Source organism: Oceanirhabdus seepicola, assembly GCF_023684385.1.
Classification (GTDB): Bacteria; Bacillota; Clostridia; order Clostridiales; family Clostridiaceae; genus Oceanirhabdus; species Oceanirhabdus seepicola.
This window is the reverse complement of the sequence record NZ_JAGSOJ010000002.1, coordinates 145084-171007: the sequence shown is the minus strand read 5'-3', so window position 1 is coordinate 171007 and position 25924 is coordinate 145084. Positions and strand designations below refer to the sequence as shown.

Annotated in this window: 26 protein-coding genes; 9 read left to right on the top strand and 17 right to left on the bottom strand. The window is 29.9% G+C overall.

Features of this window, described 5'->3' with window-relative positions; genetic code table 11:
- Positions 1 to 31: 31 nt before the first annotated feature.
- Positions 32 to 688, top strand: a complete 657-nt coding sequence (locus KDK92_RS08510; RefSeq protein WP_250858807.1) for a hypothetical protein — start codon at positions 32 to 34, stop codon at positions 686 to 688.
- An 11-nt stretch (positions 689 to 699) separates the two neighbouring features.
- Here KDK92_RS08510 and KDK92_RS08505 read toward each other — a convergent pair whose 3' ends face one another.
- From KDK92_RS08505 to KDK92_RS08475, 7 genes are all read right to left on the bottom strand, one after another.
- On the bottom strand, positions 700 to 1416 hold the full coding sequence (locus KDK92_RS08505; RefSeq protein ID WP_250858806.1) for a YaaA family protein: 717 nt from the start codon (positions 1414 to 1416) through the stop codon (positions 700 to 702).
- Positions 1417 to 1478: 62 nt separating this feature from the next.
- Positions 1479 to 1913, bottom strand: a complete 435-nt coding sequence (locus KDK92_RS08500) for an FxsA family protein (protein ID WP_250858805.1) — start codon at positions 1911 to 1913, stop codon at positions 1479 to 1481.
- Positions 1914 to 2030: 117 nt separating this feature from the next.
- The gene (locus tag KDK92_RS08495; protein WP_250858804.1) at positions 2031 to 3455 is read right to left on the bottom strand and encodes a sensor histidine kinase; all 1425 of its coding nucleotides are present in this window, start codon (positions 3453 to 3455) and stop codon (positions 2031 to 2033) included.
- 422 nt (positions 3456 to 3877) lie between these two features.
- Positions 3878 to 4825, bottom strand: a complete 948-nt coding sequence (locus tag KDK92_RS08490; RefSeq protein ID WP_250858803.1) for a helix-turn-helix transcriptional regulator — start codon at positions 4823 to 4825, stop codon at positions 3878 to 3880.
- A gap of 78 nt (positions 4826 to 4903) precedes the next feature.
- A complete protein-coding gene (locus KDK92_RS08485) occupies positions 4904 to 5641 on the bottom strand; it encodes a hypothetical protein (RefSeq protein ID WP_250858802.1) in 738 nt (245 codons plus the stop codon).
- Between the two features lie 25 nt (positions 5642 to 5666).
- Entirely contained in the window at positions 5667 to 8840 is a 3174-nt protein-coding gene (locus tag KDK92_RS24800) for an AAA family ATPase (RefSeq protein WP_250858801.1), read from the bottom strand.
- A complete protein-coding gene (locus KDK92_RS08475) occupies positions 8840 to 10003 on the bottom strand; it encodes an exonuclease SbcCD subunit D (RefSeq protein ID WP_250859903.1) in 1164 nt (387 codons plus the stop codon). Before KDK92_RS08475 ends, KDK92_RS24800 begins: the two co-directional genes overlap by 1 nt.
- A 237-nt stretch (positions 10004 to 10240) precedes the next feature.
- Here KDK92_RS08475 and KDK92_RS08470 point away from each other — a divergent pair, with 237 nt between their 5' ends.
- Both KDK92_RS08470 and KDK92_RS08465 read left to right on the top strand, forming a co-directional pair.
- Positions 10241 to 10453 carry a hypothetical protein gene (locus tag KDK92_RS08470; RefSeq protein ID WP_250858800.1) on the top strand — a complete coding sequence of 71 codons (213 nt, stop codon included), beginning with the start codon at positions 10241 to 10243 and terminating at the stop codon, positions 10451 to 10453.
- A 183-nt stretch (positions 10454 to 10636) separates the two neighbouring features.
- Positions 10637 to 12025, top strand: a complete 1389-nt coding sequence (locus KDK92_RS08465) for an alanine/glycine:cation symporter family protein (protein ID WP_250858799.1) — start codon at positions 10637 to 10639, stop codon at positions 12023 to 12025.
- A 58-nt stretch (positions 12026 to 12083) separates the two neighbouring features.
- Here KDK92_RS08465 and KDK92_RS08460 read toward each other — a convergent pair whose 3' ends face one another.
- The 4 genes from KDK92_RS08460 to KDK92_RS08445 form a co-directional block, all read right to left on the bottom strand.
- Positions 12084 to 12290 carry a hypothetical protein gene (locus KDK92_RS08460; protein ID WP_250858798.1) on the bottom strand — a complete coding sequence of 69 codons (207 nt, stop codon included), beginning with the start codon at positions 12288 to 12290 and terminating at the stop codon, positions 12084 to 12086.
- An 85-nt stretch (positions 12291 to 12375) separates the two neighbouring features.
- Positions 12376 to 13551, bottom strand: a complete 1176-nt coding sequence (locus KDK92_RS08455) for an alanyl-tRNA editing protein (protein WP_250858797.1) — start codon at positions 13549 to 13551, stop codon at positions 12376 to 12378.
- 528 nt (positions 13552 to 14079) lie between these two features.
- The gene (locus tag KDK92_RS08450) at positions 14080 to 14475 is read right to left on the bottom strand and encodes a hypothetical protein (RefSeq protein WP_250858796.1); all 396 of its coding nucleotides are present in this window, start codon (positions 14473 to 14475) and stop codon (positions 14080 to 14082) included.
- A 314-nt stretch (positions 14476 to 14789) separates the two neighbouring features.
- Positions 14790 to 16112 (bottom strand): leucine-rich repeat domain-containing protein, encoded by a 1323-nt coding sequence (locus tag KDK92_RS08445; RefSeq protein ID WP_250858795.1) that lies wholly within the window; start codon positions 16110 to 16112, stop codon positions 14790 to 14792.
- Between the two features lie 211 nt (positions 16113 to 16323).
- Between KDK92_RS08445 and KDK92_RS08440 the strand changes: the two genes are divergently transcribed.
- Positions 16324 to 17301, top strand: a complete 978-nt coding sequence (locus KDK92_RS08440; RefSeq protein ID WP_250858794.1) for an alpha/beta fold hydrolase — start codon at positions 16324 to 16326, stop codon at positions 17299 to 17301.
- Positions 17302 to 17384: 83 nt separating this feature from the next.
- Here the strand turns inward: KDK92_RS08440 and KDK92_RS24515 are convergent, their stop codons facing one another.
- Positions 17385 to 17516: a hypothetical protein gene (locus KDK92_RS24515; protein ID WP_276575928.1), complete on the bottom strand. Its 132-nt coding sequence runs from the start codon at positions 17514 to 17516 to the stop codon at positions 17385 to 17387.
- Positions 17517 to 17773: 257 nt separating this feature from the next.
- Here KDK92_RS24515 and KDK92_RS08435 point away from each other — a divergent pair, with 257 nt between their 5' ends.
- The 3 genes from KDK92_RS08435 to KDK92_RS08425 are packed head-to-tail and all read left to right on the top strand — an operon-like array spanning position 17774 to position 19517.
- Positions 17774 to 18082, top strand: a complete 309-nt coding sequence (locus tag KDK92_RS08435; protein WP_250858793.1) for a PadR family transcriptional regulator — start codon at positions 17774 to 17776, stop codon at positions 18080 to 18082.
- Between the two features lie 14 nt (positions 18083 to 18096).
- Positions 18097 to 18750: an ABC transporter ATP-binding protein gene (locus KDK92_RS08430; protein ID WP_250858792.1), complete on the top strand. Its 654-nt coding sequence runs from the start codon at positions 18097 to 18099 to the stop codon at positions 18748 to 18750.
- Complete coding sequence (locus KDK92_RS08425) at positions 18738 to 19517, top strand: ABC transporter permease (protein WP_250858791.1); 780 nt, start codon at positions 18738 to 18740, stop codon at positions 19515 to 19517. The genes KDK92_RS08430 and KDK92_RS08425 overlap by 13 nt, the downstream gene beginning before the upstream one ends.
- A gap of 85 nt (positions 19518 to 19602) precedes the next feature.
- On the opposite strand, the gene KDK92_RS08420 is transcribed toward KDK92_RS08425, so the two are convergent.
- Positions 19603 to 20952 (bottom strand): helix-turn-helix domain-containing protein, encoded by a 1350-nt coding sequence (locus KDK92_RS08420; protein ID WP_250858790.1) that lies wholly within the window; start codon positions 20950 to 20952, stop codon positions 19603 to 19605.
- Between the two features lie 216 nt (positions 20953 to 21168).
- Between KDK92_RS08420 and KDK92_RS08415 the strand changes: the two genes are divergently transcribed.
- Complete coding sequence (locus tag KDK92_RS08415; protein ID WP_250858789.1) at positions 21169 to 22224, top strand: M20/M25/M40 family metallo-hydrolase; 1056 nt, start codon at positions 21169 to 21171, stop codon at positions 22222 to 22224.
- Positions 22225 to 22364: 140 nt separating this feature from the next.
- Here KDK92_RS08415 and KDK92_RS08410 read toward each other — a convergent pair whose 3' ends face one another.
- Both KDK92_RS08410 and KDK92_RS08405 read right to left on the bottom strand, forming a co-directional pair.
- Positions 22365 to 22601 carry a thioredoxin family protein gene (locus KDK92_RS08410; protein WP_250858788.1) on the bottom strand — a complete coding sequence of 79 codons (237 nt, stop codon included), beginning with the start codon at positions 22599 to 22601 and terminating at the stop codon, positions 22365 to 22367.
- Positions 22602 to 22628: 27 nt separating this feature from the next.
- Positions 22629 to 23009 carry an ArsR/SmtB family transcription factor gene (locus KDK92_RS08405; protein WP_250858787.1) on the bottom strand — a complete coding sequence of 127 codons (381 nt, stop codon included), beginning with the start codon at positions 23007 to 23009 and terminating at the stop codon, positions 22629 to 22631.
- Positions 23010 to 23309: 300 nt separating this feature from the next.
- On the opposite strand from KDK92_RS08405, the gene KDK92_RS08400 reads away from it, so the two are divergent.
- Entirely contained in the window at positions 23310 to 24056 is a 747-nt protein-coding gene (locus KDK92_RS08400; protein ID WP_250858786.1) for a DUF975 family protein, read from the top strand.
- Between the two features lie 57 nt (positions 24057 to 24113).
- Here the strand turns inward: KDK92_RS08400 and KDK92_RS08395 are convergent, their stop codons facing one another.
- Together KDK92_RS08395 and KDK92_RS08390 are read right to left on the bottom strand one after the other, a co-directional pair.
- Positions 24114 to 25082: a MerR family transcriptional regulator gene (locus KDK92_RS08395; protein WP_250858785.1), complete on the bottom strand. Its 969-nt coding sequence runs from the start codon at positions 25080 to 25082 to the stop codon at positions 24114 to 24116.
- A 194-nt stretch (positions 25083 to 25276) separates the two neighbouring features.
- On the bottom strand, positions 25277 to 25876 hold the full coding sequence (locus KDK92_RS08390; protein ID WP_250858784.1) for a rhomboid family intramembrane serine protease: 600 nt from the start codon (positions 25874 to 25876) through the stop codon (positions 25277 to 25279).
- Positions 25877 to 25924: the final 48 nt, after the last annotated feature.

The following is a 25924-nucleotide window of genomic DNA, read 5'->3' as shown; positions in this document are numbered from 1 at the left end:
AAAATAATTTTTAAAATTCAGGAGGTTTATTATGAGTTTATTTTTAGGACCAATACATCATTGGCTTTACAACAAAATTAGATTATTTAGTGATTTAGAGGAGAATATTATAGAGGCTATAAATTCTTCTAAGGAAAATAAAATTGATAATTATGTTCATCTTATAAATGAGAAATTTGGGTGCCCATTAGAGAATAAACCACTTGAAGAATTAATCGATGCTAGCAACATCCACGGATGGTTACATGCAAGAATTGGGGAAGCTGAATCAAGACAAGCAGCTTTAATCACATACATTATAAGAGAATATAAAGATGGAATGGATTTAATTAAAGGCGTTTACTCAGCTCAAGCCGAAAGATGTGCTCTTTCTGTTGATAAATCGTCTATAACTTCACCAGAAAGCATCAACAAATTAATAAATGATTTTATTCTTGATGGAATGCCATGTGATAATGTTAAATCCATTACAATCAGTACAGCTGAATTGCTTCAATGGAAAGTTTCAAACTGTCTTCACAAAGACTATTGGGATAACGTCGATGGAGATATAAATGTATTCTATGATTTAAGATCATTGTGGATAAGTACTTTTGTAGACACACTTAACTGTGGATATTACTTTGAATTCCACAAGGAAACTGTTGATAATTCTACAATCCTCGTTTCTGAGATAAAAAAAGCGTAAGGTTAAAAACCTTACGCTTTTTTTATGAATACCCAATTATTATCCTTAGAGTTTTCTTCACTAAAAAAATAACCATCCATATCAAATTTCTTTATTTTAGAGATATCTTCTACTCTATTGCTTATCAAGTAGTGTAACATCATCCCTCTAGCTTTCTTTGCGTATGTACCTACTGTTTTTAATTTCCCATCTTTCATTACTTTAAAATCAATTGTCAACATTGGCCTTTTTACGAGCTTACAAAATTCTTTTGAAGCTAAATTCACTATTAATTCTTCATCTGAAAATTCTTGTGATATTTTTTCAGTCCATAATGAATATAAACTTTCATCACAAATCTTCATAGTCATATCTAATCTATAGGGATTTATACTATCAAAGGGTTTTAAAATTCCATATAAAGCTGATAATATCCTTAACTTATCTTCCATATATTCAAGTTCTTCTTCAGAATATCCTTCTAAATATAATTCCTTAAAAACAAACCCAGTATATGCTTCAATAGCACAGGCTTTATCCAAATTTTCAACTGAAGTTTCATAAATTTTAAGAACTTCTTCTAACTTTTTACCTTTGATTTTCATTATTCTAGTGATTTCATCTTGCGATTTTGATTTCAGTATCTTTCTAAGTTCAAAACTCTCCGGTTGAAACTTTGGGTTTGAATTTTTATATGATATTCTTCTCTCAAACTGTTGTATCTTGCTTGGTGAAACTATAATCTTCATTCTATTACCCCATTCTTTAGAATTTTTATACAATGATTAAAAGCGCCTTTAAGCGCTTTTATTTAGTGTTCATTATAATCATCTTTATTTATATATACAAAGTTACTGTTTCCAGTGTTTATCATACCATTAAATTTACTCTTCAAAAATTTAATAAATATAACTCTTGAAATTGGTATTATTAGTAAGAATCCAGTAATGTCAGTTAATATACCCGGTGTTAATAACAGCACACCACCTACAAGAATACTCAATCCATTCAATAATGAATCTCCTGGCATGTTACCACTGCTTAATTCCATCTTTATTTTATTTAATATTTCTTTTCCTTGTTGTTTTGCAAGATATGCTCCTGCTACCCCTGTAACAATAACAAGTAGTATTGTTGGTCCCCAATTTATTGCTCCTGCAAGTTTAAATAGTATATATAATTCTAATATTGGAATTACCGTCAATAGCAAAACTAACTTGGAAAAAATCCCCGAACTTTTTTTCATAGTTTTCTGCACCACCTAATATAGTTTTATTTACTTTTTATCATTATATCATATTCCCTTGAGATAATCATATTTGTTAATAAAACTTTATATTTTTTTAACATTTCCACTTAATTATTATTTCGAATTTTTCTTCGGTAATGTAATCTGGAACATACTCTTCATTTCTCCAACTTCATCATAAAGTTCAATTGTTCCATCGTGCATATCAACTATTCTCTTTACAATTGATAATCCCAATCCACTACCACCAACCTTAGAAGCTCTATCTTTACTTCCTCTTACAAATGGCTCAAATATATTCCCTCTTATGTCCTTTGGTATTCCTACTCCTGTGTCCCCAACTCTTACTATTGCTGAATCCTCTATATCATCTACACTTATTATGATTTTTGTTCCTGTGGTGTTATATTTGAGAGAATTTGAAATAAGATTTGATATTACTCTCTTCATCTGCATAAAATCAACATCAATTAGCAACTTCTCATCTTTAATATGAACTTCTATTTCAAATCCATTAACAATTATATCTTCATAATTCTCAGCAATAACCTGTCTTACCAGTTCATTTATATCTTTCTTTTCAAAACTCAATTCATAACTCCTATGATCTAGTTTTACATAATCAAAAAGAAGATTAATCAGTTCAGTAACACTTCTTGCTTTCATATAAATAATATTTAAATATTTTTGTTTATCCTCTTCATCCTTCACAATTCCATCTGCAATTGCTTTAGCATATCCTTGAATTGTTGTAATTGGTGTTTTTATATCATGTGAAATATCCACTATCAATTTCTGCTTACTATCCTCAAGTTCTTTCTTTTCCTCTTCTATTCTTTCAATCTCATCTATCATATAATTAAATGAGTCTGCAATTTCCACGAATTCCATCTCTACAGAATTGTTATAATGAATTTTCTTTTTATTCTCTGCTTTAGCAAAATTCCTAAGCCTCTCTGTAAGTATAGTCAAAGGATTTGTAATCCTTTTTCCCACCCATATAGAGAATAAATAAATATTTAAAAAGAATAAAAAAATAAAAACTATAAGGGAACCTTTTAGTGATGCTATAAAGTCATATAAAAAATCTTCTGTGAATTGTTCATAATACAATTTCTTATCTACTCTAACAATGAGTCGGTATTTTATACCATTATATCCTTCAAATTTTGTGCTAGTAATAAAATATTTTTCATTCTCATCTACAAGAAGATCATATATTTCTCCTGGCCCATAGTTCATTCTTACCTTCTGAACAACTCCACTAGAATATGCTACATTCCCCTGTTCATCTACAATTTCAATCCATCCATTCAATTTTTCCAAATCATCTGTATTTATTTTTTTATAATCACTTTTTACAATATCTTCAGCCATTACATTGTATACTTTTATGAAATCTCTTGATCCCTTTTGTAGTGATGAGGAATATAAAAAGGCACCACCCAATAGGCATACTATCAATAAACATAAGGAGGTTATTGTGAATATAATGTAATTTGTGAACAGTGTTTTTTTTACATTTCCATTTTTGTGCATTTTAATCCTCCTTTAACAAAACTTATTATTAATTCAATTATAAATCTTATAAACTATACTTTACAAGTAAAATCCCTTAATACATACCGTAAATATACAATTTCTGCGGATATCTAATTAGAGATAAATGAGAATTTTATTTACCTATACATTATTTTTCTGTAAACAAAAATAAATCTTTCCGAATAGGAAAGATTCTCATTTGTTTCCAATATATTCATTTGGCATATTACTAAAAAGTATTCTGTATTCAGAGAACATTCTTTTGAATAATATACCGTCCCCCGTGTATATTAAAACCCTCTTTTTAATTATTCGATCTATTGCTATTATAAACCAACCTTACAATTTTGTCAACATTTTTGAAACTATTTGTAAATTTTCTTGAAATTCTAACTCTATTATCCTAAGGCATATTCATTCTATTCATCATTTGCACTTTTATACAGTTTATTGATTTTTTCTACTTTATCAATAATGATATTCTTTAAAAATACTGGATCAATAACTTCTACCTCTTCTCCAAAACCCAATATGAAGCCTATTGACCATTCATCAATAGGAAAATTGAGCTCAGCATAAACATAGCCATCCTCTTTAAATTCCATGGCTTCTACATCTATATAATCACATAGCTTATTAACCGCTTCTTTCTTGAATTTCAATAAAATCTTATCATTCTTACGCTCATTATGTCCATAAGAATAATCCTGATCAAATTCATATGATTCCATATTCTTTCTTTCAAATAATTCATCAGTTATTTCTAGATTCTTAATTCTACTCAATTTAAATAATCTATAATCATTCCTTACCCTACAAAAACCATATACATACCATGACGTACTCTTAAACAACAAATGAATTGGATCTATATCCCTCTCTGTGTAAGTTCCATTAGCATTAAAATACATAAATCGGATTACATTTTTGTAATTTATTGCATCCCTTATACACTTAACTTTTTTCTCCGTATAACCACTTTTCCCCCATGATGAGAAATCAAACAAAACATTATTTTTACTATCTTCACTGTTTTGTATTGTGTCCTGAATATGTTCAAGTTTATCCATAATGCTTCTAAGTTCTTGAGATATGTATGCCTTTTCAATTCCCCTCAAAGACATTAGAAGTGTACTAACCTCTTGTCTTGAAAGAAAGTTCTTATCGATTTTAAAACTACTCATTATTCCAAATCCACCATCTCTTCCTTGATAAGAAATAATAGGTATCCCCGCTTCATTTATAGTATCGATATCTCTCAATATTGTTCTAGTTGACACTTCTAGTTGTTCAGCTAACTCTTTTGCAGTTACTTTTTCGTGAGTAAGTAATTTAATAATTATAGAAATATGTCTATGTTTTTTCATAAAATACTCCTTCTAATGATTTAAATGTAGGTTCTGAGAAACGCCAGAACCTACATCATTCTCCATTGACAATTATCTTTAAATCCCTGAAGACTCATCTTCCTTTTCTCCAGTAACTTCATTGTAATCCTCACCATATACTCTAGAAATCAGGGTAATTCTATAGTATGATGCAAATATTGAATACAGCATTGTTATAATTGAAATACTTACTAATACAACTGTTCCTCCAACTGTTCCACTAATTATATTTAATATTGCCACTGGAACACACAAAAGAAATAGCTCCCAAAAATGCTCCTTAGCAACATCCTTACATGTATCCATTCCGTCTGTTACTCCATACTCTCTATACACTATGGATTCAGCAATTGTTGAATATTTTACAACCAAATATATCATAAATACTAATCCAGCTATACCACCTAGTATTCCTAGTACAGGAATAAGCGCTACTAAAAGACTCACAAAAATAACTCCAAATATCATAAGCCCAATGAGAAATGTCCCCCCTAAAACACTCCCATAATAAGATAACGCTTCCCTTAATTCCGCTCCAAATTCTTTTCTTTTACCTGATAGAATATTTTTGTTAATTGTAGCTAAATATGAAGCTAGAAGTGGTGACAAAAAGAATAAAATAATCCCTCCTAATATTGATATACCCGAAGTCGATTTCAGACTTCTCTGGGATATAATATCTGATGCTCCATCATTAAATATTGTAAACTGACATGCAATAATTACTCCCTGAACCAGTAAAAATAAAGAATATCGCCTAAAGTTCCCAAACATTTTTCTTATCATTTCACCCATTTTAATTTTCCCCCTTAATCACTTATCAAATCTTGAATTCTGTACTACTCCCCTTATTTGTTGCCTTTACTATCAATTGTGCATCGATTCTCTCTTTTAACTCTGGTACGTGAGATATTATTCCTACAAGTCTTCCACTTTTCTGAAGATCTATAAGACATGCTATTGCACTATCCAATGATTCTGGATCAAGTGTACCAAATCCTTCATCAATAAACATTGTATCTAGTCTCACTCCTCCAGCATATGACTGTACAACATCTGATAAGCCTAATGCCATTGACAATGATGCCTTAAAACTTTCTCCCCCTGAAAGTGTTTTAACATGTCGTCTCTGCCCTGTATAGTTATCATACACTTCTAGTTCAAGTCCACTCTGCTTATTCTTTCTCTGAAGTTCATCTGTCCTGTATAGTAAATATCTATTTCCTGTCATAATCTTGAACCTTGAATTTGCAGCATGTAATATATCTTCAAGAAATGCTGCTAAAACATATCTTTCAAAAGTTATTCTATAAGAGTTTTCACCTCTTGATACCTTTGCAAGATATCCTATAACATTATATTCCTTTTCCTCGCCTTTTATCTCTTCCGAAACACTTTTTATCTCTTGTAGTGCCTTATCATTATTTGATAATCTTGAGTTTATTTTTCCTCGTTGTTTATCAATTTCCCCTCTAAGGTTCTCAAGTTCCAATATTTTAGAGTTAATCTCATCAACATTCTCTTTTTCTAAAGAATCTACATGTTTATTAAGTTCTTCTAACTTTGCTTTAGCCTCTTCCATAGTCTTGTTAAATTTCTCTATACTCTTTTTCAGTTCACTAATTTCAACTTCTGATAACTTACTCTTCTCATACTCATCTTTGCACGTGAAATTTTTACTTACAGCCTCCTTAAAACTATCAATCATTTCCTTAATTGATTTTTCAAATTCTACTAAGGATTGTTGTAAAGTTTTCAATCTTCCCTCTTTAGATGATAAAGAATTCTCCAAAGCTTTAATCTTATTTTCATATTCCTTAATATTTTTTTCCCATGATAAAACAAAACTTTCTTTATCCTTTATTCCTGTGGATAATCTCTCACTTGATTGATATTCTTTTGGAACAGATGATGCTATTTCTTTTAGCATTGCTTCACTCTCAGAATGCTTTTTAAATACACTATCATATTCTTTAGATAATGCCTCTATATTATCAATTGTACTTTTGTATTCTATTTTGTAATTTTCTATTTCTTTTGTTACTTTTAAAAGTTTTGCTTCTATTTCATCTCTTAATTTAATCTTTATATTAATATCTTCTAGTTCATTTTTCAGTAATTCTATTCTATTGCTTAACTCTACTTTAGACTCTTTATATTTCATTTCTTTTATATTATCAAGGGATGATTTCTCTGATAGCCTTAACTTTAGTTTGGTAAAATTCCTTTCTTCCCCTTTATATCTCTCGTCTAAAACTGAGTAATTATTCTTTAAGGTATTATATTGCTCCTTAACAGAATTTATCTGCTGATCTAACTTCTCTAAACTCTCTATATCAATTGACTCTGCATTATGCTTGGTTGGATTAGGATGTTCCTTCGAACCACAAACAGGACATGGTTCACCATGATGTAATTCTTTAGCTAAAATACTTCCCTGTGATTTTATAAATTCATTAAATAATTCTTTTTTCTTTAATTCCAATTCAGAAATCCATTTCTCAACGCCCTCTAACTCCCCTGAATACTGCTTTTTCTCTTTATATAGTTGAAGAAGGGACTCATAAACCTCATCATATTCATTTGATGTTATTGCAATCTCATCAAATGTACTTTTTTTATTGTTATAGTCACCCTTTATCTCACTTAAACTCATTAACTCTTTAGATAGTTTCTCTTTTAATTTATCTTTTTCTTCTGTAGTCTTTAATATTTTTTCTCTTTTATCTGTCTCCTGAATTTTTAACTGTCTTAATTCTTCAAGCCTACAGCTATACAGCTTGAATTCTTTCTTTAATTCTTCGATCTTATTTACTTTTTCAATATACTTCTTCAATATAATAACTTCTTCTTTTTTTCTCTCTATCGCCTCTATCTGTTCTTGTGTGTTTAATTGTGTATATTCTTTTTTCTCTTCTAAGATTCTATCTTTTAATTCTTTTAATTCACTATCCTCAAGCTCAATTTTCTTCTTAGTGTTATTAATCTCTTCTTCTCTTTTAAGAACATTCATCTCAAGCGGTATTATTTTTTCGCAGAGCAGTGCCTTACTCAACCTTTCCTCTCTTGATAAGAAAATCTCCTTTTCACCAGTAAGTTCCTCTTTTTTAATTTGAAGTTCCTTTATATCATCAATAATCTTATTCTTTTGAAAAGCTTTATTTTTTATCTCAATCTCTTTCTTGATTCCTTTGTTTATATTATCAATTTCTTGCTCTTTTTCTTTTAAACTTTCTTTATCTTGAAGGATATATTTTTCCATTTCATCTACTATATACTGAATATTTCTATCTTCACTATTTAGTATTTTAATAAGTTCTTCATTTTCTTGATTTTCCTCAATTGATATTCTTGAAATTGCACCATCTCTTAATGTTTTTTTATTCTTAATTCTTCCATATATCTCTTTAGCCTTACTATCTAATTTTATTTGAAGCAAACTATATATCTTGGTATCAAATATTTTTCTAAGAACTCGTTCTCTTTCTTGGCTATCCGAGGTAAGGAGCTTTCTAAATTCACCCTGAGGTATCATCATTATCTGCCTAAACTGCTCTCCACTTATCCCCATGAGATCTTCAATTTTCTTATTAACTTTTGCTACTCCCGTTATTATTTTTTTCTCTTCACCATTAAAAATTTCTAAAGTTGCTTCAGGTTTACACTCAATAAACCCTTCCCCTCTTTTCTTAGCTCTTTGCTGTTTAGGTACTCTATAAACTCTATACTCTTTTCCTTTTAATTTAAATTGAAGTTCCACCTCAGTCAGTTCACTCTCCTTAGCAAACTGACTCCTTAAACTCTCAGCATTTCTCTCTGTTATACTGGTCTCACCATACAGTGCATATGATATACCATCAAATATAGTTGTCTTTCCTGCCCCAGTTCTACCTGTTATAAGAAATATACTCTTGTTTCCTAACTTAGTGAAATCTATTTCTTCTTTCCCTCCATATGGACCAAAAGCACTTATTATTAATTTTAAGGGTTTCACTACTGTGCCCTCCCTTCTCTTTCAATATTACCAATTGTTTCTTTCAAAATATTCTCCTCTATCTCATCAAGGTCCTGACCAACAATGTTCTCATAAAACTCCTTGAACAACTCATAAGTATTCTTCTTTACAAAATCTTCTCCAGCAGATGTTCTCTCTCCTTCATTGATTCTCTCTAGTGACTCTTTCTCTATTCTCAGCACATTAGGATATACAGCTCTAAGTTTACCTATAGCATCAACCACTTCTCCTTTATCAGTAAGTATAGCCATTATGTAATCTTCATTGTTCCCATCCTTATATATATCCTTTGAAATCAATTGTTCTAGCTCTCCTTTAATCTTCCTCATATCTCTTTTCACCTGTATAGGTTCTAGTTGAATATCACACCCATCATTTCCTATGTTCACAATAGTGAAGCTCTTTTTTTGATTATACTCAGAGAATGAATATTTCATAAGGGAACCTGCATATCTAACATGATTATATTTAACCTTCTGTGGTTTATGTATATGACCTAATGCAACATAATCAAAATCCTTAAAATAATCCACTGATACAATATCACTTCCACCAATAGATAAAGGTCTCTCTGATTCACTGGTTTCGACTTCAACCCCTCCACCTAAATAAGCATGAGTGATTAATACATTTCTTTCATCTTCATTAATATTTAACTTTATTTTATTCAATACTTCTTTATAAGCATCATCATGAGTCTTTATATCATCATTCTTTAATTTTTCTCTAATAATAGCAGGTTCAAGATATGGAATTAAATAAAAGTTTACCTTTCCATATTCGTCTTCAAATACTATAGGCTCAATTTTATCCTTTAATTCTCCACAAATATATAAACCTTTTTTCTCTAGAATCTTACTTCCAAATGCCAATCTATCTGGACTATCATGATTTCCTGCAATAGCCATTACCTTTATCCCTAAGTCGATTAATACATTACTCAAAAATTCATCTAATAATTCCACCGCTTCAACTGGAGGAATAGACCTATCATAAACATCTCCAGCAATGATTAATACATCTGGTTTTTCTTCTTTTAAAAATTCAATGAATTTATCCAAAACATATTGTTGTTCTTCTGTCATATGAATACCATGAACTAATTTTCCTATATGCCAATCTCCTGTGTGTACAATTTTCATTTTTTTCACCTCGAAATTTACGAAACATTTGTTAAATTATTACTTTACCTAAGATTATAACATAAAAAAAGCATGCTCCGCATGCTTTTGAAAGAAGTTGACAGTTGACTCCCACCTTGAAATTTCATCACATTTTTTTATTAAATTGTATTGTTTTCCATTAAATTCTTTTGAATTAGAAAATATTTATTGTAGATAATGTAGAAACTAAATGTATTAACTATGTGAGGTGATGTTTTGAGTAAAAGAACTTATGAAATTACTATAAACGAAGGTAGTGCTCCAAATAAAAAACTTGTCTTTGATTGTGAATATGATTGTGCTGAAGAAATGAATAACAGTCAAGTAATCACTACAGCAGTTGCCAATAGTGTGATTCAAACTAAAGATGTTCGTTGGATTCAAGATATAAGAGATATTACTAATGAAACAGGTACAATAACTAACTAATTGAGAGAAGCTTTTGCTTCTCTCAGGATGTTTAAAAATTCCAATCTCGGCGTCACTTAAAACGTTTTCAAAAATTGGAATTTTGTATTATTTTAATTTAATATTGTATTTATCAGAATTTTAGGAATACATTATAATAAAAGTACACAAAAAATATATTTTTTTGGAGGAGGATATAATTTCATGGAGAATTTTGTTGATTTAATTGGTAAAATCGCAGATATGGTTTGGGGAATACCTCTCCTGGTAACGCTATTATTTACTCATATTTTTCTAACGGTGAGATTAAGATTTATTCAGAGACATATCGGTAAAGCTATCAAACTGTCAGTAACAAAAGATGAACTTGCACAAGGTGATGTGAGTCAATTTAGTGCTTTGGCAACTTCTCTTGCCGCCACTATAGGTACTGGTAACATCGTTGGTGTTGCTACTGCTGTCGCAATTGGTGGTCCCGGTGCAGTGTTCTGGGCTTGGTTAACTGGTGTATTCGGTATTGCAACAAAATATGGGGAAGCACTTCTTTCTGTAAAATACAGAATTAAAACATCAGATGGAACTATGGCTGGTGGTCCTATGTATGTTCTTGAACATGGATTAAAAGAAAAGTATGGCCTTAAAGTAACTGGTAAAGTTCTAGGTGTGTTATTTGCTTTATTCACGGCTCTTGCAGCTTTAGGTATAGGTTGTATGGCTCAAGCTAACTCTGCTACTGGAATGATAAATGATGTTTTTGGAATTGACAAAAATATTATTGGTATAGTACTTGCAGCATTAGTTGCTATTGTTATTCTTGGGGGAATAAAGAATATAGCTAAGGTATGTGATAAATTAGTTCCTTTCATGGCAGTTTTCTATATATTGGGTTGTATTATAATACTCTCTATGAGTTATAAAACAATTCCTGCTACAATTGCACTTATCGTAAAATCAGCTTTCACTGGCCAGGCTGCAACTGGTGGTTTCGCTGGAGCAACTGTTATGATGGCTGCTAGATTTGGGGTTGCTAGAGGATTATTCTCTAACGAATCTGGTCTTGGTAGTGCACCAATAGTATCTGCTGCTGCTCAAACAAGAAATCCTGTTAGGCAAGCTCTAGTCGCTTCAACAGGTACATTCTGGGATACAGTTATCGTTTGTGCAATTACAGGTATTGTATTAGTTAATACTGGAGTATGGAATAGAGGATTAGAAGGTGGAGAGCTTACAAATGCTGCTTTTGGTACATTTGGCGTCATAGGTAAAACTATATTAACAATTGCTTTAATAACTTTCGTTTTCTCTACAATTCTTGGTTGGTCATATTATGCAGATAAAGCTATTGAGTATTTAGCAGGTAAAAAGGTTGCTTTCGCATACAAATTATGTTTCATAGTATTCGTTTATTTCGGCTCTATATGGTCTTTAGACGTAGTTTGGAAACTATCAGATATAGCTAATGGACTTATGGCACTACCTAACTTAATCTCATTATTGTTAATGAGTGGCGTTATAGTTTCTGAAACAAGAAAATATCTTTGGGAAGATAACCTTGATGCAATAAGCGAAGGATATATAGAAGTCAAAAAATAAAAAACTGAGCAGCTGGATAAGTTGCTCAGTTTTTTAATTCATATTATCTTTTAAAGATTTATCTTAATTTTTCTTGTAGGTTAGGTAATTCTTGTTTTTCTGTTTGACCTTTAATTTTAACACTATTTTTAATTCTAGCTGCTTGTGGTCCAACATGTTCTTGATGTGTGGCGTTATCTAAGCCCTGAATAGGTTTCCAGTCTTTTCTAGGTGGATTTGCTTCATCCTTCTTTACAATAGAAGATTGTGATCCTTTTTGTACCATAAAAATATCCCTCCTCTTTTACTTGATATATTTATTATTGTCCTATATCATGTAATAATTCTAGGAAATTTCTACTGTTAGGATATCACATACACCTTTTTACCATTTCACATAAAAACGAGTAAAATCCTTCTAATTCACTTAAATTTTCAAAAGCTCCTTGAGCCATACTATCTCTGCCTCCACCTTTGCCATTAAATTTTTTGATATGTTCTTTAAAAACTTTGCCACAACTTATCTTCAATTCACTATTGTTAATAAATAATAATTTCTTATCTATTTCTGAAGCTAGAACAAGTATATAATTCTTTTCACTTAAAATTTCCCCTATAGTTCTGATTTCTTCAAATGATTCTTCTGCATATCTTTTAAATATAAACTTATTATCAGCAGCATTTATTAACTTTGAAACTTCTTCCATGGCTAATTTGTTTTTTAAATCATTCAACTGTTTTTTCAAATTATTTAGTTGCTCCTGCTGATTACCTATAGACTTAAGTAAGTTATATTCATCAGTTGAAAAACATTTGTTTAATGTATTTATTACATTATGCTTATGTTTATAATCTTTATACGCTCTATTACCACATTTTAAATATAATCTACTCATACCTTTATATTTTTCTACTTTAAGTATTTTTATTATACCTATTTCTCCTGTTCTTGACAGATGAGTTCCACAACAAGGACAACAATCTATATCATCAACTTCAACAATTCTTATATCTCCATCTACATGAAACTTTTTTCTTGCATTAACTTTTTCTAACCCTTCATTATCTACAATATACGTTTTAAAGGGAACATTCTTGTATATTGCCTTATTCACTTCTTCTTCTAAAGTATCTATCATATCATTAGTAAAAGGATACATATCAATATCCATGGTTATATAATCTTCACCTAAATGGAAGCCTTTATTATTTCCTTTAAATAACTTGTATATAATACCTGATACAATATGTTCTCCAGAGTGTTGCTGCATGAAATCAAATCTTCTTTCAAAGTCCACACTACATAATACATTTCCACACTCTAGCACTCCATCAACTTCATGATAAATTAGATTATCTTTTTCAAAAACATGCTTAACTCTAACTCCATTTATATATCCTGTATCTGAAGGTTGCCCACCACCTTCTGGATAAAAGGGAGTCCTATTTAAAACTGCTAATACCTTATTTTCTTCTTTTAATACCTGAACTATTTGCCCTTCACATTCCTTTATGTAGGAATCTTTATAATAAAGCTTTTCTGTCATAGCGTACACTCCTTTTCAGTAACATATTGCAAGTAAAATTATAGCACATAATCTTTACCTCATTATTCATTTAATTCTTTATAACATGATTCAAGAATATACACTTCTTCAACACAAGGTTTTCAGGTAACAATCCAAATTTTTATTAATATTATCTAATTTTTTAATTTTACCAACTCCCCCAAAAGGCTCTGCTCTTAAACCTAAATCCCACTTTCTTCTTGAAAACTTGAATTATCGCCCATCTAAATAAAAAACAATATCCACAAAATAATCTTATAAATAGTTTTATTACTCATTATTGCCAATTTATTTTTTCTTATTTTTAAATTCATTTACTTACTACAAAATTAAATCATGTAGTCAGACTTTTATGTATAAACAAAAATAAAGTGATGGACTTTGTTTGTCAATTCCATAACTCTATTTCATTTTTTTGTATAGTTAGCCTTCAACATGTTTTGATGTTAGAATGTAAATCAGACTAATATGTTTTATACTAATATTGTAGGTTTGGCCCTAGATTAACTACAATTCCTGGACATGAATCTCAGGTGGTGACGATGATATTATATCCACTATATCATTTAAAGTTACTATCGCATAATGCACAAAATCAGTGTATATGCCTACACTCTCATCAACAACCCAATTATAAAACTCAGAATGATAAACTTTGTATATTGGTATTCCATTAAAGTTTTTTCTGTACTCTTGAAGACCTTCTGCTTCATTGTAAGTTTTTATTCTTTTCCCTTCATCGCATATCCTAACTGCATCTGGATAGTCAAATCGAATTATTAAATTATACATGTTACCTTCAAGTTCGACTAGAGTACCATTACAATCATATAAAACTTTAACTACTTCATATTCATCGGCTGAAATTTCATCAGGTTTATATTCTATCCATTGTTCCTTCAAATAATATACCTCCTTCAATTTAATACCTAACCTTTATTGGTTATTTCTGTCCCAGAAATCTTTATCTTCTTAAACCCTTATACTTTCCCATTATATTATTCTATTCTTTAAATCACTCTCAAGTCCTTGCCTTTCGTCAATTAATTTTTCTTAGCTTCTCCTTTATCTACTACTTTCTTTACATGCTTTACTATCTACTAACTCTAAAACACTTTCGCATTTGAACCTTAATACTTCGCTTTTAAACCTTCATGAAAAAGGCTAACGCAGGAATTTTGTTTCCCATGTTAGCCTTAATATGATGCTAATTCATATTAGTAAAATATCTCCACTCCATTTTCAGCTTTCATATTTTCCAACTCCTCCACATCAATATCATCATTGTCGAATATGCTTAACGTTTTTAAGTTTTCTAAGTTTTTAAGTGGATTAATATCATTAATCATATTATATGCAAGATATAACTCTACTAAATTTTCTAATACACTTAAGCATTCAATATCTTCTATCTCATTATATAATAAGTCAAGCTTCACTAAATTTTTTAATCTACTTAAGTATTCAATATCTTCTAGCTCATTATGCGATAAGTCAAGCTCTACTAATTTTTTCAATTCACTTAAGCACTCAATATCTTCTATCTCATTATGTGATAAATCAAGCTCCACTAAATTTTTTAATCCACTTAAACACTCAATATCTTCTAAGTGATTATATGATAAGTCAATCTCTTGAATATTATATAAATTACTAATTGATTGTAAATCTTTAATCCCACATGCTGATAGATTTAAATAGATTAAATTTTTAAGGTGTTTTAGTGGTGATATATCTTTAATCATATTTGAGTCTAATGATAATTTTTCTAAATTTATAAGATTAGAAAGATGAGTAATATCAGTTATATGATTGAGTTCTAAATCTAATTCCTTTAATTTAGTTAAATTCTTTAGGTAACTTACATCATTAATCTCATCTGCGAATAATTTTAATTTCTCCAAATTTCTAAAATCCTCTATGAATTTTAAGTCATGAATTTTATTGTTGTATATATGCAATTCTTTGATTTGTTTTTTATTTTTTATTTTATTAATAATATTTAGATCACTCATAAAAGCTGGTAACATTATACCTGAAATCTTAGGATACTTATTTATTATATCAAAATCTTCATATTTATCCGGAAATCCTAAAAATTCTAATTCTAGAAAACCATCTAATTCTATTTGTCTTACCTTGGTTTCATATAAATTTAAGTATTTTACTTTGTTTAGATTTTCTATTGGTTTGATATTTATTATAGGATTATAACTCAAGTTTAAGTGTATTAAATTATTTAAACAACTTAAAGGAGTTAAATCTTCAATGGAGTTATCTTGTAAATCTAAATATTCTAGATTTTTTAATTTACTTAATATTGAAATATCCCTTATCCTGGTCTCTAGTAAAGATAATTTTTTTAAATTTGTACAATACTGTAATAAGTCTATACTAGCTAATGGCCCTTGATCTGCAAAATGTCCTATAAATAATTCTTCAATACTTTCTAATTCAGTAACTATTACATCCCCATATGGTTTATTTATTTCTTTTCTTACAGCTACTTCCATAGTATCATCGTAGAATTTCACTTTCATTCTTAACCACCTCTTTTAACAATCATTATTTTCCAAATAATCTATAATTTTAATTTTACCATTCTTACTCATTAATAAATAGACATATTCCCAAATCAATATCTATATACTAATAAGTGAATAGTATTTCTATATTGAGAGGATTCTCTAAAATATGAAAATTAATTTTAATTATTATAAAAGATCTATTCCATATGTCGAAGGCTACATTTTGAAAAGTAAGTTTTATAAATGCAATTATATAAGATTCAAAACCCTTTATAATAGACCTGCTTTGGGTACTGAAACTGTTGAATTATACAATTTCAACCCAAAATCAAAAATAAGGGCATCAGTTTTAATATTGCATGGATTAGGCAGTAGAAATATAAAATTTCTATTGTGGATGGGAACCCATCTAGCCTCAGCAGGGGTGAATTCAACTATTGTTATTCTTCCTGGAAATTATACTCGTGTGGAACACAAGTCTGTTAGCGGAAGAAGTTTTTTATGGCCTGAAGTTAAGGTTATGTATAGATTTTGGGAACATGCCGTAGTTGATATACTTTCAACAATAGATTTGCTAGATCAGCTAAGTTTGTGGAAAAAAAACAATTGTGTTTTAGGGTACTGTCTTGGTGGTATGCTTGCTTCCATAGCTTCCTCTATGGATGATAGAATTAATGAAACAATTTTTATGGCTACAGGAGGGCATATCCCAAAAATTCTTTATAAATCAAAAGCAACACGGTTTGCAAGAAAGCTTTTTAATGACGGCTTGAAAACACCTTATTACCTACATGATAAAGATAAGCTATTCAAAACTTACAATGAACAATTTCCTTTAGTAAAAAAAATGAGTTTAAAAGAACTTATAAATAACGAAGAGATTCACCCTCTATTTAAAATAGATCCAATTTCCTATGCTCACCTACTAAACAAATCAAAAATAACCTCTATAAATGCTTTATTTGACGAAACTTTACCTTTAACCAGCAGAATATTGCTATCTCAACAAATGGGGGGAGCTAATAAATATACCATTCCTATAACTCACACAGGTTGGCTCCCCTTTGAATATGTTCTAGCAAAATACATGCTGCTGAAATTAAATATTAATGACCTAAAATCAAAGAAAGTACTTCTGAAAAAAATAAAATTCGAAGTTCCATTCTTAGATTATTTGTTTGATATTAAAAAGGACCATTAAAAATAAAAAGAGCTGTCTCAAAATAGAAATTACTTTCTATTTTGAGACAGCTCCGTACTACATTATCCATTCACCATTCTCAATTATGTTACATTTTTATTGGTCTTACCTTTCGTTGCTTTATCCCTCATTTCAGGTACTGGTTCTACATCATTTTTTACATGTCCTTGATATCTTCTTTTCTCATATGAATGTTCTTGTCCTTTCTTTGCCATAAAAAATATATCCTCCTCTTTAGTTTATATAGTTATTATTCTCTTTTATTATTTAATGATTCTTGGAAATTTTATACTCTTCTATCTTTTTAATATTTTTCAAATTGTCTTATCTTTCATATGTAAATATTTTTCAATTCACCTATTAAAATTTTTTTAATCCCCTATTGAATTATTATCAAATAAGATGATATAATGTTAACATCGAAAACCGATATCGAATTTCAATATTAATATATTTTTTAGGAGTAGTCACTATGAAAGATAAAATAATGAGGAAGCTTTTCCTTGGGTTTATACAAATACACATATTACACCATGCAAAAAAAGAACCTATCTTTGGTGCATGGATGATTGAAGAATTACAGGAACATGGTTATGAAATGAGTCCTGGTACTCTATACCCTCTTCTTCATAACATGGAATCTAATAATTTATTGAAAAAAGAAGAAAAATTAGTTAATGGAAAGATACGTAAATATTATTCCATAACTAGCTTTGGAATAGAGATCCTTAAAGAAGCAAAAGAAAAAGCTTCAGAACTTATTGATGAAATAAAGGATTAATGGAGGTGTAATTAATGTTTAATCTTGAAAATGTAATCTATAAAGATGTATTAAATATCCCTGCTCTTCATATACCAAAAGATAAAATCACTTGTATTGTAGGAGGAAGTGGAAGCGGAAAAACCACCCTTTTACGTTTATTGAACAAGCTTATTTCAAATGACAATGGAGAAATTAAGTTTAATAATATCCCTTTGAGTGAGATAAATTCAATAACTCATCGAAGAAAAGTGGCTATGTTATCCCAGTCACCAGCTATATTTAAAGGTAATATAAGAGATAATCTTAATATTGGGTTAAAATTTAGTGAAAAAGACCTGCCTTCTGATGATGTATTAGAAGATATTCTGAATTTAGTTCAACTAAATAAAACTCTAGATGATAATTCTGAAGTTCTTTCTGGTGGGGAAAAACAAAGACTGGCTCTGGCTAGAGTTCTTCTTTTAGAACCTGAAGTTCTTCTGTTGGACGAGCCCTCTTCTGCCCTTGATGAAGAGACTGAAAAATTAATTATAGAAAAGTTAGTCCATTACGCTAAAAATAATGATAGTACTCTTATAATGGTGACCCATTCTAGAAGTGTAGCTGAAAATTACTCAAACTATATAATTGAGATATCTAATGGCAATGTTATTTCTCAAGGGGAGGTGGCATCGTGGATAAAGTAATAGACCTTCAGATTTGGCAAATGATTTCTGCATATATTTTTATTCTTATACTACTAGCCATAGTTAAAATAAGAGGTATACACAGAGAGAAACAGATTATTATTTCTTCTCTAAGAATGACTATACAATTAATATTAACAGGTTACGTGCTCGTTTATATTTTTGATAATCCTAACCCTGTATATACTATACTTATAATTATCTTGATGGAAATTTTTGCAATATATAATATTTTTAAAAGAGTAAAATTAACTCTTTCTAAGAGATTGAAGAAGATTATAGCTCTTTCAATGGCTATAGGAACTCTTACAAGTTTATTCTTCTTTGTGTTTATTGTAATAAATATTTCTCCTTGGTATGATCCCAGATATTTCATTCCTATAGCGGGTATGCTCATTGGTAACTCAATGACTGGAATATCTTTAGGTGTTACAAGACTTGTAGATGGAATGCACTCTCAAAGAAACCTTGTAGAAACAGCCCTAATGTTAGGGGCAACTCCTAAAGCTGCTTCCAAAGATATTGTAGATAATGCTTTTGACTCTGCTATCCTACCAACTATAAATTCCATGGTTGGTATGGGAATAGTCTTTCTTCCTGGAATGATGACTGGACAAATATTATCTGGAATTTCTCCAATTACAGCCATTGAATATCAAATAGCAATTATGCTGGGTATTCTAGGTAGTGTTTCATTAACTGTTATATTATTCGTTCAATTAGGATATAAAACATTTTTTAATGATGAAGACCAACTTACTATTTAGAGCTTACAGCTCTAAATAAAATGGATAATGGATAATTGAGAATGGAGAACCTATCCATTATACATTATCAATTATCCATTTCTTTTTAACTAATAAACGGTCCCAATATTGATAATAACTTACCATCGCTCTTTCCACTCTTCAAGTCGATATTTATTGCCTCAATTATTACATCTTTATTTAAAAATGGTGCTAATGTAGCTATTACTCCGTAATTTCTTTCATCCTGATCTAGCATTTCATAAAATATTTCTTCACATTTACTAGAACTTAAAAATGGTACTATTCCTCCCAACACCTCTTCAAACCTCTCATCATCCAATATATTATCAACTAGCTCATCCATCTTATCTCTTTTCAAAAAAGGACATAGCATTGTTATCATCTCAATATCAAGTTCTTCTTTATTAATACAATTATCTATAACCCTACCTAAAGTTTCTCTCTTCATGAATGGCGCTAAAGCCTCTAATACTTTTATATCCATTTCATTTTCCATCATTCTATTGATTATCTCATCCATCTTGCTTCTTTTTATAAATGGAGCAATTGACGCCAACAATTCAAAGTCAATAATATCATTGTCCATTGCCTTATCAAGAATAACTCCCATCTTTTCTCTACTTACAAATGGTGCTATTCCCCCTATAATTTCAACGTTAACCTCATTTTCTAATGCTATATCTACTAATTCATCTATCTTTTCTCTACTTATAAATGGACACAATCCCATAAGTATAGTAAAATCTATTTCTTCTTTGTTAATTGCCTTATCTACAATACTATCAATTTTATCTCTTCCTAAAAATGGTGCAAGTCCTATAATATTTTCAATATCCATTCCATCTGTTACTATATCTAACCCATTTTCTGCTGATTTTCTGTCTAAGAATGGAGCTATTTCAACAAGGTCTTTACTGTTAATAAAATTTAACTTGCCAAATTTACTCTTTATATCGTTTTTCAATCTTTCTTTGTCTTTGATAAATGATTCTTTTTGTTTTTTAAATGTTTCTTTTTGTTTCTTAAAACTTTCTTCAAAATCAGGATCAAGTTTAGTTTTCCTAATACTCTCCTTTTGAAAGGATTTCTTGATATTTTCAACTGATTCCAGTATCTCATCTAAAATTCCGCTGTCTGATTTTTCATTGATTAGATTACTATTTTCAATGTGCTTCCTCTCTACTTCATTATTCATTTCTTTATTCTCTTCTATTACTTCGTTACTTTCGCCTTTTAATATCTCATCCACTGTAACTTGGAATATCTCAGCCAACTCAACTAATATTGCTATATCAGGAAGTGAACTTCCATTCTCCCATTTTGATATGGCCTGGTGTGTTATATTTAGCTTTTCAGCCAACTCTGCTTGGGTTAGATTCTTATTCTTTCTCTGCTGTGAAATATATGCACCAATTTTTCTACTATTCAACATGCGATCACCTCATACCTCTCAAGTTTTTGGGATAATTATCTTACTCACAGTATATCATTCCACCCAATATATGGCTATTTACTGCTAGTTGAATTTAAATTTTCTATTTTGCAACTACTGGTTGAATGAATTTCTCGACTATTACTTTTCAATATATACCACTTATACCTATGTATGTTATCATATATGTATGATTAAATTCGAGGAGGAAAAGTTATGAGAGAACAATCAAAGAATTTCTTAGAAAAACTTATAGTAACACCATCTCCATCTGGTAATGAAGTAGAAGTACAGAAGATATGGATGGACTATGTTAAGGATTTTGCTCATAAGATTGAAACTGATGTTGTTGGTAACGTTATGGCATCTGTTAATCCTGATAAACCATTCAAAGTAATGCTTGCTGGTCACTCTGATGAGATTGCCTTTATGGTTAACCACATTGATAGTGATGGTTATATCTATGTTTCTAAAGCTGGTGGTATAAACCCTAAACTTGCTCTTGGTATGAGAGTAAGAGTTTTAGGTAAAAATGGAGTACTAAAAGGTGTAGTTGGTGTTAAAGCTGAGCACCAAGGTGGTGCTAGTGATAAAATCAAAGCTAAAGATATATTTATAGATTGCGGTGCTGCTAACAAAGAAGAGATAACTAAACATGTTAGCATTGGGGATTACGTAATCTATGATGTTGATTATGAGTATATGCTAAATGATAATTTTGCTGGAAGAGCTCTAGATAACAGAACAGGTGCATTTATCGTTGCTGAAGTTCTTAGAAGAGTTGCTGATAAGGATCCTAATGTAGCAGTTTACGCTGTAAGTACAGTGAACGAAGAAACTAACATGGGTGGAGCTTACTTTGCAGCAAGCCATATAAAACCAACTATGGGTATTGCTTGTGATGTTACTTTTGGAACTGATTACCCTGGAATTGATTCAAGAGAAAGTGGAAATGTTGAACTTGGAAAAGGGCCTGTTCTTTCTAAAGGTGCACCAATAAACGATAAAATTAACACGCTTTTAGAAAAAGCAGCTGAAGATAATGAAATTTCTATCCAATATGAACTTACTCCTAGAGCAACTGGAACTGATGCAGACAAGATAAGATTAACAGGCACTGGTGTACCAGTAGCACTTGTTTCTCTACCACTTAGATATATGCACTCACCTTCTGAGGTTGTTAACATAAAAGATATTGAAAATGAGATTGAATTATTAGTTCAGACTATTTTAAGCATGAGTGGAAATGAGAATTTAAAGCCGCTTGAATAATTATATAGCTAAGACATAGTCAAATAAAAGAAAAACATAGTTTTTCAATGTGGAAAACTATGTTTTTTACTATATGAGAAATCATAAATTCTTGTATCTGTGGATAAGTTGTTGACTTTCAGAATATTTAAATATACTCTTTAATAATTTAGTAGAATTCCCTTTATCTCTTTCACAGAAGGAACCTTCCCCATAACAACTACTTGATCATTAATAACAAGTGCTGGAGTAGTCATAACTCCATATCCCATAATCTGTCTATAATCTCCTACCTTAATCACAGGTACATTAATTCCTAATTCCTTCAAAGCTTTTCTGGCCCTCTCCTCAAGCTTGTTACACTTACTACATCCCGAACCTAAAATCTTGATAATCATAAACACTTCCTCCTAAATAACTAATTGTTATGCTTTTTTTAGTTTTGAACAAACTCTCCCATTCTTGATATCATCACATGTAATATTACTTTTTTTATAATCCTTTAGCTTCTCAATATCTTCAATTAATCTATATTCCTTAACAAATTCGTCCTTAATAAGCTGATTAATAAAAAGATGGTTCTCAACTATTGAAATATCCAGGCTATAGTATACGTACTGAGCTTTTTTGTAATTTTTTATCAATCCTACATTAATTAATTTACTAAGATGCCTTGATGCATTAGACTGATTAATTTCTAAAATACTCTCAATTTCACATACACATAATTCTCCATGTCTAAGTAGATTAATAATTCTAATTCTAGTCTCATCCCCCAAAGCTTTGAATAATTTCACTAATTTCATAGTTCCACTTCCTTTAACACCTTAGATTCTTATATATGAATATACTCATATATTATGATAATCTGTTCTTTTTGTTCCTAAATTCTCTTCAAATATATAACTAATTTTAATTCTTAGAACATATAATTGACTATGCAAAATTAAATTCAATAAAAATTATTAATATCCCATAATAAACTTATTATTATTTTATAATAAGTTTATAAATACCCCTTTACTTAGTTTGATTTATCCTGTATAATAGTAAACATACCAAGATATTAAATGTATTTATTAAATATTTTTAAGGAGAGAATGTATATGTGGACAAGAGAGCAACTTAAAACCCGAGCAAAAGGGGTTCTACGAGCTTCATATTGGAAGGCATTGTTGGTTAGTGCAATTTTATTTTTCTTAGGTGCTGCTGGTAGTTCTGGCAGTGGTTCAGGCTACTCCCGGTCTTCTAGAAATCGAATAAATTATCATATTGATAATACTGATTTTTCATCATATAGTCCTATAATCATAACAGTTATTGTAATAGCTTTAGTTGCCATTTTACTTGCAATTCTTTTTTCAGTATTTATATCTAACCCAATACAAGTTGGAGGGAAAAAATATTTCCTTAAATCAACAGAAATGGACTTTGATATGAATAACTTAGGATATGGATTTAATAAAGGAAGATACTCAAATATTGTAAAAACCATGTTTATTAAAAACTTATTTATCTTTTTCTGGTCTCTTCTTTTGATAATACCTGGAATAGTGAAATCATATGCTTATAGAATGGTACCTTATATTCTTTGTGACAACCCAAATATGGATTATGATAGAGCAATAGAGTTGAGCAGTGCTATGACACAAGGTCATAAATTTGATATGTGGGTATTAGATCTTTCATTCATTGGATGGCATTTATTAAGTATGTTCATTCCATTTGTAGGTAAGTTCTTGGTAATGCCTTATACAAATGCAACAGATGCTGAGTTATATTTAGCATTGAAAGATAATGCTATAGGTACAGGATTATGTGATCCTAATGAACTAACTGACTATAAATATTAATATATAAGTTACCCCCTTGTTGATTTAACCTAACAAGGGGGTATTTTTATACAATTTCTATTCTTTTATTGGATAGAATATATCAAGATGTGAGAAGAACTCTTCATCCTGTTTTGAAGGAATGTTGGGGAAGTGTTCTTCAAGACATTGATGATTTCCAAAATTATAATCACTCTCTTTTATCCATTCATGTAAATTTCTATATACCAAAGGTATTTTATCACCTGGGCATCCTTTTGTGTTTGATACAGCATATAATCCACCTTTGAATTCTTTTATACCTATTTTTCCTGAAGGTTTAATCCCCTCCCCAACAGTTACCCAGACTTCATACCCATACTCAGAACTTCCTTCCTGTGGTGGGCAACTATCGAATCCAAAATAACGGCTGGTAAAAAGCTCATCTAACTCGTTCTCCTTAACCCAATTTATCATCTCATTCCAAGCATGTTCCTCCGGTTCATCACTTATATGACTATACCAAGCTATTCTCATAGGTCTAAGATTTATTATTCTAACATCATCCAATTTAGAAATTTTTTTAATTGCCATATTTATTTCCTCCATATAATTATCTTCTTGTGATTTTCTTCTAGATTCACTCTCTATCGCCTGATCATGTTCACTCTCTATTTCTTGTGACTTTTCCATTAGAAGTTTCAAACCACTTGCACGAGTGTATTCCTTGTCTTTAAGCAATCTCAAAAATTCTTGTATGATCCATTGAAAAGTCTTTAAGGCGTGAATATCCTTATCTATGTTATTTAATTTTCCTTGGAATATATTTATTAGAACAGGCATATCTTCAGTTGAGAATATAATCTGAATATCCTTTACAGACAACTGTAATTTTCTCAAGAGTATTATCTGTTGAATACGCTGTATAGCATTATTATCATATGCCCTATACCTTGCTTCTCCAATCCTTATACTTTCTATCAAGCCAACTTCTTCATAATATCTTAATGTTCTACTAGTTATTCCATATTCACTGGAGATCTCCCCTATTTTCTTCAATTGATTCATACTATCACTCCCACAATGATTCGTTTTATATGAAGTACTTCATGAATTTATTGTATCATTTTACGTAAGGTTAAGGTCAATAGTATTTTCCATTTTTTATTTTCTATGAAAATAAATAAAAAGCCATGATCGAATGTATCCTATATGGCACATTCGTTCATGACCTTATTATTTTAGTTATTTTCTTAATCTTTTTATTTATTCGAAGCTGATATTTTCAATTCAACCATACTGAATATAAATCCAGTTATGAATCCACCTAAATGACCAACTATATTTACATCTTTATAAAGGAATGATAATATCCAACAAATAATAGTAATTTTTATAAGATTACCTTTAAATTTGGGGTTACTTATCATATCCTTCTTAAGAAAAACTATGTACATATAATATCCTAATATCCCAAATACAAATCCAGATGAAATTAGTACCGCTCCTGGATTGAAAAAGAATATAACTATTGATGATCCAAGAACTGTTATTATAAAGAACAATAAGAACTTTGCTTTACCTAAAGTATACTCAATAATTCCTGAAAAACAAATAATAAAGAATGTGTTTATAAAATAATGTGGAATGTTTATGTGTAAGAATGTATATGTAAACATCATCCAATAATTTCCTTCTTTAACCTTAGTGACGCTACTTATAGAACGAGAAACCTCTCCAATGTTTTTGAAACCAAACTTTAACCCCACAAATATAACTATCAATGTATTAATTAATATAATTATAGTAGTAATAGGATAATCTTTTATATAACCTTTTATTTTACCTAGTGATAAATTCATTATATCTCCTCCACTTTATTGACAATTAATAATATTATATATTATATG

Excerpts from the sequence above, each read along its gene's own strand:
- KDK92_RS08510 (WP_250858807.1), top strand. The coding sequence starts at position 32 with ATGAGTTTATTTTTAGGACCAATACATCATTGGCTTTACAACAAAATT.
- KDK92_RS08505 (WP_250858806.1), bottom strand. The coding sequence starts at position 1,416 with ATGAAGATTATAGTTTCACCAAGCAAGATACAACAGTTTGAGAGAAGA.
- KDK92_RS08500 (WP_250858805.1), bottom strand. The coding sequence starts at position 1,913 with ATGAAAAAAAGTTCGGGGATTTTTTCCAAGTTAGTTTTGCTATTGACG.
- KDK92_RS08495 (WP_250858804.1), bottom strand. The coding sequence starts at position 3,455 with ATGCACAAAAATGGAAATGTAAAAAAAACACTGTTCACAAATTACATT.
- KDK92_RS08490 (WP_250858803.1), bottom strand. The coding sequence starts at position 4,825 with ATGAAAAAACATAGACATATTTCTATAATTATTAAATTACTTACTCAC.
- KDK92_RS08485 (WP_250858802.1), bottom strand. The coding sequence starts at position 5,641 with ATGGGTGAAATGATAAGAAAAATGTTTGGGAACTTTAGGCGATATTCT.
- KDK92_RS08475 (WP_250859903.1), bottom strand. The coding sequence starts at position 10,003 with ATGAAAATTGTACACACAGGAGATTGGCATATAGGAAAATTAGTTCAT.
- KDK92_RS08465 (WP_250858799.1), top strand. The coding sequence starts at position 10,637 with ATGGAGAATTTTGTTGATTTAATTGGTAAAATCGCAGATATGGTTTGG.
- KDK92_RS08460 (WP_250858798.1), bottom strand. The coding sequence starts at position 12,290 with ATGGTACAAAAAGGATCACAATCTTCTATTGTAAAGAAGGATGAAGCA.
- KDK92_RS08455 (WP_250858797.1), bottom strand. The coding sequence starts at position 13,551 with ATGACAGAAAAGCTTTATTATAAAGATTCCTACATAAAGGAATGTGAA.
- KDK92_RS08445 (WP_250858795.1), bottom strand. The coding sequence starts at position 16,112 with ATGAAAGTGAAATTCTACGATGATACTATGGAAGTAGCTGTAAGAAAA.
- KDK92_RS24515 (WP_276575928.1), bottom strand. The coding sequence starts at position 17,516 with ATGGCAAAGAAAGGACAAGAACATTCATATGAGAAAAGAAGATATCAA.
- KDK92_RS08435 (WP_250858793.1), top strand. The coding sequence starts at position 17,774 with ATGAAAGATAAAATAATGAGGAAGCTTTTCCTTGGGTTTATACAAATA.
- KDK92_RS08430 (WP_250858792.1), top strand. The coding sequence starts at position 18,097 with ATGTTTAATCTTGAAAATGTAATCTATAAAGATGTATTAAATATCCCT.
- KDK92_RS08420 (WP_250858790.1), bottom strand. The coding sequence starts at position 20,952 with ATGTTGAATAGTAGAAAAATTGGTGCATATATTTCACAGCAGAGAAAG.
- KDK92_RS08415 (WP_250858789.1), top strand. The coding sequence starts at position 21,169 with ATGAGAGAACAATCAAAGAATTTCTTAGAAAAACTTATAGTAACACCA.
- KDK92_RS08410 (WP_250858788.1), bottom strand. The coding sequence starts at position 22,601 with ATGATTATCAAGATTTTAGGTTCGGGATGTAGTAAGTGTAACAAGCTT.
- KDK92_RS08405 (WP_250858787.1), bottom strand. The coding sequence starts at position 23,009 with ATGAAATTAGTGAAATTATTCAAAGCTTTGGGGGATGAGACTAGAATT.
- KDK92_RS08400 (WP_250858786.1), top strand. The coding sequence starts at position 23,310 with ATGTGGACAAGAGAGCAACTTAAAACCCGAGCAAAAGGGGTTCTACGA.
- KDK92_RS08395 (WP_250858785.1), bottom strand. The coding sequence starts at position 25,082 with ATGAATCAATTGAAGAAAATAGGGGAGATCTCCAGTGAATATGGAATA.
- KDK92_RS08390 (WP_250858784.1), bottom strand. The coding sequence starts at position 25,876 with ATGAATTTATCACTAGGTAAAATAAAAGGTTATATAAAAGATTATCCT.